This window comes from Streptomyces sp. RP5T, assembly GCF_003933965.1.
Classification (GTDB): Bacteria; Actinomycetota; Actinomycetes; order Streptomycetales; family Streptomycetaceae; genus Streptomyces.
Genome location: NZ_RSAJ01000567.1, coordinates 1 through 5,303 on the forward strand (window position 1 = coordinate 1; position 5,303 = coordinate 5,303).

The window sequence follows — 5,303 nt, forward strand, 5'->3', positions numbered from 1 at the left end:
ACCCTCGAACCCCTGCTCACCTGGCTGCAGGACAACCTCGGCCGTGACCTCGCCCTCGCCGACATCGCCGCCCACGCCCAAGTCAGCACCCGGACCCTGATACGCCGCTTCCGCGAACAGACCGGCACCACCCCGCTCCAATGGCTGCACCGGGCCCGCATTCGCCAAGCCCAACACCTCCTGGAGACCACACGCCACCCCGTCGAGCGAATCGCCACCCAGGTCGGCTTTGGCTCGCCCACCGCCTTCCGCGACCGCTTCAAACGCATCACCGGTGTCAGCCCTCACACCTACCGCCGCACCTTCAGCTGATCCAGGCGTCACCCCTCCTTACAATGGGCCTCTCACAAATGAGTAGTTCTGAGCTTGACTCTGTCGGGGATCTTGGTGTCGGTGGAGTCAACTGCCCAGGGTTCGCCAGGACTTCGGGCCAGGGATCTCACGCTGGTCGAGGTGGTTCTGGAAGGCAGTCGGCCGGCGGGGTGTACGGGCTTCCTCGGCCGGTGACAGTCCGCCGAGGCGCTCGATGATGACGGCGATGGCCGTCAGGACGTGCTGGACGTGCTGGACGTGGACCTTTCCCTGCTCGCGCGGGGGAAAGCCCACGGTGCGGGCGCTGTCGGCGGTGCTGGTGCCCTGGAACGGGCCGGGCACGGACGGCACTGGCCCTAGGTGAACCGTGCCACGATCAGCGGGGCGGCGGTGGGCGTCTCATGCCCCGAACGATTTGGGCAGGTGCGATCAGCTTCGGTCTGGCATGTCAACCGAACTGAGCCTTGACTATTCGCAGGTCAGCGGCCTCTTCTGCTAGCTTCCCGGGATGCTTCAAGGCGACCTCCCCGAGAGGGACTTGACCGCGTTCGTCCTGCCCGAAATCGGCAGACTGCAAGAGACCGGAGAGACCTCCCAGGTCACCGACGGGCCGGGCGGAGCGACGAGTGAGGCGAGGTAGGTCTGGTCCGGGTCGAGTCCCGAGATGCGGAGCCGCGGCAGCACGGGCACGGTCTCATCGAGCTGGGCGTAGGAGAGGACGCGCGCCAGCCGTCCCGTGCACAGGAGCGCGCGGTGTTGCTTGGCGGTCGAGTAGGAACCCCACCCGCGGGTCACTCGCCTCATCCACGCCGCAGAGCAATCAGCCGGCTCAACCCGGGTGTCAAATCATGTGACAGCAAACTGCACTCTCTGCGTGGTTCCTACTCGACCGCCATTCTCGCCCAGCCACAGCCGGTCGGCAGAGCCGGTGGAGCGTGGTCCGCAGCCCGCCCGCGGGCCCAAAGTCCCAGACAAGCATCAGAGATGCCGCCGTATCGGATGTCCCGGATGATCGGCCCGGCGGCCTTGCGACGGACGGCCCGCGACCGCCCTGCTGCTGCCTGGATGCCCCTGCATGTGGTGGACAACCCGTTCCGTTTCGGGCCGCTGCGCCGCAGGCCCACAAGCGAAAGCCTGTGGGCCTGCGGCCCTGATTCGGGTGCGAAGGGAGAGTTCCCCGGCTCGACCTGTCCGCTCGACAGACTGTGTCCCTGTGCCGGGGTCACAGTCCATTGCCCCCGCGCCTCACGGGAAGGAGGAGTATCCGCTGGGGCCGACCCATTGCCGGGTGAGGTGGGTGAAAGCCCGGGCGGCAGCGCTCTGGTAGGAGCTCGAGCGGCAGAGCAGAGTGACACTGCGCTCGGGCAGGGGCGGGTCGAGGGGCACGGCACGCAGATGCGGATGATCCCGGGCGATGGCCTCGGGCAGCACAGATGCCAGAGGGGTGCGCCGAATCATTTCGGTGACGGCATGGATCGAGTTGGCTTCCATCGCGATGCGCGGTGTGGTGCGGTGCTGATCGAAGTAGGAGTCGATGTGCCTGCGGGTGGCGAAGTCGCTGCTGAGCAGGGCCAGGGGGCGGCCTTCCAGTTCTCGCACGGGTAGTGGGTCTGCCCGTTCGGCATCGGGGTGGTGGGTGCCGACGACGAGGCTGAGGGCTTCGGTGAACAAGTCGCCTGCGGTGATGCCGGGCAGGTGGGCACCGCGAAAGGCGATCCCGAGGTCGAGGTCGTCGGCAAGCAGGGCGGACTCGATGCGGTCCTGTGTCATCTCCCTGATGCTCAGGGTGATGCCGGGATGACGGACGTAGAACTGTCCGGTGAGGGAGCCGATGAGGTAGGCGGTGAAGGTGGGGGTGACCGCCAGGCGCAGGCTGCCGCGGGAGAGGTCGGCCACGTCATGGACGGCACGTTCGGCAGCGGCGAGTTCCTGCAGGGCGCGACGGGCGTAGTGGACGTAGGTCTCACCGGCGTCGGTGAGGCGCACGGCGCGACCCGTACGGTCCAGCAACTGCGTGCCCACCACGCGCTCCATCTGCTTGACCTGCTGGGACAGGGTCGGCTGGGAGATGTGCAGGACTTCGGCGGCGCGGGTGAAGCTGCCCTGTTCGGCGACGGCGAGCAGATAGCGCAGATGGCGCAGTTCGAAGCTCATGACCTCACTATAGATGTGACCAATAGATCTTATGTTCAGGACGTCTTGGACTCTATAGAAGCAGCTCATGCATGGTGGATTTCGTCAACCCGCACCAGTCGGGCACTGGCCGAAAGGAGTGATCATGCAAGACCTCGTAGAGGGAGTCGCGCATTTCCAGCGGGGCGTCTTCCCTGCCAAGGCGGCGCGCTTTCAGCACCTGGCCACCACGCACCGGCCCGGCACCCTGTTCATCAGCTGCTCCGACGCCCGCGTCATACCGGAGCTGATCACACAGAGCGAGCCGGGCGAGCTGTTCGTCATCCGGACGGCCGGAAACCTGGTGCCCGCCTACACCCCGCACGCTGACGGGGTCGCGGCGAGTATCGAGTACGCCGTCGCCGTCCTGGGCGTGTCCGACATCGTCGTCTGCGGCCATTCCGCCTGTGGTGCGATGACCGCCCTGGCGGACGGCCACGACCTCGGCGACCTGCCGGCCGTCGCCCACTGGCTGCGACACGCGGACGCCTCCCTGGCCCGTGCGCCACGCGCGGCCAGTGCCGAGCCCGGCGAGAACAAGGTGAGCGTCCTGGTACGGAACAACGTGATCGCCCAGCTGGCGAACCTGGCAACGCACCCCTGCGTCGCCCGGGCACTGGCGGCGAAGACACTCACGCTGCGCGGCTGGGTCTACGACATCCCCACCGGTGCGGTCGACCAACTCGACCCCGGCACGGGCGCATCCGCCGCCCTCGCGGCCTGAGCCGCCCTGCCTCTCTTCCCCAGGCCGCCGTCCGGCGCTCTGGTCCCCCGACCGTTCGAGTTTGCTGTGCCCGCCGTGGAGCGGGCCGGCACATAGAAAGGAACACCTCATGGTGCACGCCCAGTTCGACCCCACTGCCCGCCAGGCTCTGGCTGCCGAAGTCGTCGAGGCCAAGACGCGCAAGGACCTGACCTGGCAGCAGCTCGCCGACGCCAGCGGCCTGTCGGTCGCCTTCACCACCGCCGCACTGCTGGGTCAGCATCCCCTGCCGGAGGCCGCCGCCAGGGCGGTCGCCGAACTGCTGGAACTGGATGAGGCGGCAGCCGTACTGCTACAGGCCATCCCGGTCCGCGGCTCCATCCCCGGCGGCGTCCCGACCGACCCGACGATCTACCGCTTCTACGAGATCGTCCAGATCTACGGCACCACGCTCAAGGCCCTGGTCCACGAGCAGTTCGGCGACGGCATCATCAGCGCGATCAACTTCAAGCTCGACGTGAAGAAGGTCGCCGACCCCGAGGGCGGCGAGCGCGCGGTGATCACCCTGGACGGCAAGTACCTGCCCACCAGGCCCTTCTGACCCAGCCGTCCGCCGTGCCTGGGGCCGCTGCCGATAAGGCGCCCGGGCTGGCTCGCCAATTCGCTTCGGGCGACCAAGGCCACCACTACGGGGGCTCCCCCGCCGCTTCCCGCGCCCCCAGCACGACAGGGGGTCGCGGTGAGGCGACGGTGCCTTGCACTCACTTGGGCCACGGGACAGTCAGAACGACATCAGAGTGCGGCGTCCAGTTGACCGAGGCGGGCGGTGAGCCTGAGATTCTCGCTGTAGTCGACGGGGCAGGCGATGATGGAGACTCCGGGGTGGTCCAGTGCCGTTCGCAGCGTGGGCAGCAGTTCCTCCGCGTCGGCAATCCGATATCCCGTGGCTCCGAAGCTCTCCGCGTAGCGGATGATGTCGGGATTGCCGAAGGCGGTGGCGTCGTGTTCGCCGAGGGTCAGGTCCATCTTCCACTCGATGAGCCCGTAGCCGTTGTCCTCCCAGATCAGCACGGTAAGCGGGATGGCTTCACGGACGGCAGTTTCGATCTCCTGCGAGTGCATGAGGAACGAACCGTCACCGACCGCGGCCAGCACCTTGACGTCCCGGTTCGGCCAGGGCCACGGCGAGCGCCCCGGGCAGTGCAAAGCCCATCGCGGACAGGCCGTTGGAGATCAGGCAGGTGTTGGGCGCGTACGTGGGGTACAGCCGCGCCATCCACATCTTCAGGGCGCCGGTGTCGACGAGTACGACATCGTCGCGACCCAGAGCGGCACGGGTGTCGGCAACGATGCGCTGCGGCGCGAGCGGGTACCGGCCGTCGGCACGTCCGCGATCCAGCTCGGCTTGCACCATTTCGCGGCACCTGGCCGGGACCGGGCCGCGGAAGCGGTCGGAAACGGCGGCCGACAGCGCGTCCAGGGACTGCGAGATGTCGCCGATGATGCCAAGGTCGATCGAGTAGTGCGCGCCGACCTCAGCGGGGAAGCGGTGCACGTGGATGATTTTCTTGTCGCGTTGGGGGTTGATCCGGGCGGGGTCGAACTCCTGCAGCTCATAGCCGACGGCGATGACCAGGTCGGCCGCGTCGAAACCGAAGTTGGTGTAGTCGCGGCGCATGAAGCCGATCGAACCCATCGAGTTGACGAGGTCGTCGGCAATGACTCCCTTGCCATGGAAGGTCGTTGCCACCGGCAGTCCGAGGGAGCCGGCAAAAGCCGTGAGCGATGCGGCCGCACCGTTGCGGGCCGCGCCGTGGCCGGCCAGCACAATGGGGTGGCGAGCGCTGCGCATCAGCGCTGCGGCCTGGGCGACCTGGGCCGCCGAGAACATCTTGTTCGCAAGCTGCACCACGTGGAAGTGGTCGCCTACGACCCTGGTGTGCGGCAGGCCGGTGCGGATCGCGGCGCGGTAGGTGGCGGACACGTCGATGGCGACGTGTGTGATGCTCTTTCTCCAAGGTCAGCGGGTGGTGGCGAGCCAGGCCAGCACGTCGGCGACGCTGCGGCCCTCGACCTGGCCCAGCAGCCCGCCCGCCCCGCGGGCGTCGTTGAAGCC

Annotated in this window: 8 protein-coding genes; 3 read left to right on the top strand and 5 right to left on the bottom strand. The window is 67.8% G+C overall.

The features are described from left to right. Positions 1-312 (top strand): helix-turn-helix domain-containing protein (locus EHS43_RS36420; protein WP_125194879.1); only part of this gene is annotated, 312 nt, incomplete at its 5' end. Positions 313-399: 87 nt separating this feature from the next. On the opposite strand, the gene EHS43_RS36425 is transcribed toward EHS43_RS36420, so the two are convergent. The 3 genes from EHS43_RS36425 to cynR form a co-directional block, all read right to left on the bottom strand. Continuing rightward, entirely contained in the window at positions 400-654 is a 255-nt protein-coding gene (locus EHS43_RS36425) for a hypothetical protein (protein ID WP_185806568.1), read from the bottom strand. A gap of 171 nt (positions 655-825) precedes the next feature. Next, complete coding sequence (locus tag EHS43_RS48355) at positions 826-1,107, bottom strand: hypothetical protein (protein ID WP_260470881.1); 282 nt, start codon at positions 1,105-1,107, stop codon at positions 826-828. Positions 1,108-1,557: 450 nt separating this feature from the next. After that, positions 1,558-2,466 (bottom strand): transcriptional regulator CynR, encoded by a 909-nt coding sequence (gene cynR, locus EHS43_RS36435; protein ID WP_125194880.1) that lies wholly within the window; start codon positions 2,464-2,466, stop codon positions 1,558-1,560. Positions 2,467-2,590: 124 nt separating this feature from the next. Between cynR and EHS43_RS36440 the strand changes: the two genes are divergently transcribed. Then, positions 2,591-3,208, top strand: coding sequence for a carbonic anhydrase (locus EHS43_RS36440; RefSeq protein ID WP_125194881.1), 618 nt, complete (start codon positions 2,591-2,593; stop codon positions 3,206-3,208). 109 nt (positions 3,209-3,317) lie between these two features. After that, complete coding sequence (cynS, locus tag EHS43_RS36445; protein ID WP_125194882.1) at positions 3,318-3,788, top strand: cyanase; 471 nt, start codon at positions 3,318-3,320, stop codon at positions 3,786-3,788. A 191-nt stretch (positions 3,789-3,979) separates the two neighbouring features. Here the strand turns inward: cynS and EHS43_RS48360 are convergent, their stop codons facing one another. Together EHS43_RS48360 and EHS43_RS48365 are read right to left on the bottom strand one after the other, a co-directional pair. Next, positions 3,980-4,342, bottom strand: a complete 363-nt coding sequence (locus EHS43_RS48360) for a thiamine pyrophosphate-dependent enzyme (RefSeq protein ID WP_260470882.1) — start codon at positions 4,340-4,342, stop codon at positions 3,980-3,982. Then, positions 4,323-5,171, bottom strand: coding sequence for a thiamine pyrophosphate-dependent enzyme (locus EHS43_RS48365; RefSeq protein WP_260470883.1), 849 nt, complete (start codon positions 5,169-5,171; stop codon positions 4,323-4,325). The genes EHS43_RS48360 and EHS43_RS48365 overlap by 20 nt, the downstream gene beginning before the upstream one ends. Positions 5,172-5,303: the final 132 nt, after the last annotated feature.

Excerpts from the sequence above, each read along its gene's own strand:
- cynR (WP_125194880.1), bottom strand. The coding sequence starts at position 2,466 with ATGAGCTTCGAACTGCGCCATCTGCGCTATCTGCTCGCCGTCGCCGAA.
- EHS43_RS36440 (WP_125194881.1), top strand. The coding sequence starts at position 2,591 with ATGCAAGACCTCGTAGAGGGAGTCGCGCATTTCCAGCGGGGCGTCTTC.
- cynS (WP_125194882.1), top strand. The coding sequence starts at position 3,318 with ATGGTGCACGCCCAGTTCGACCCCACTGCCCGCCAGGCTCTGGCTGCC.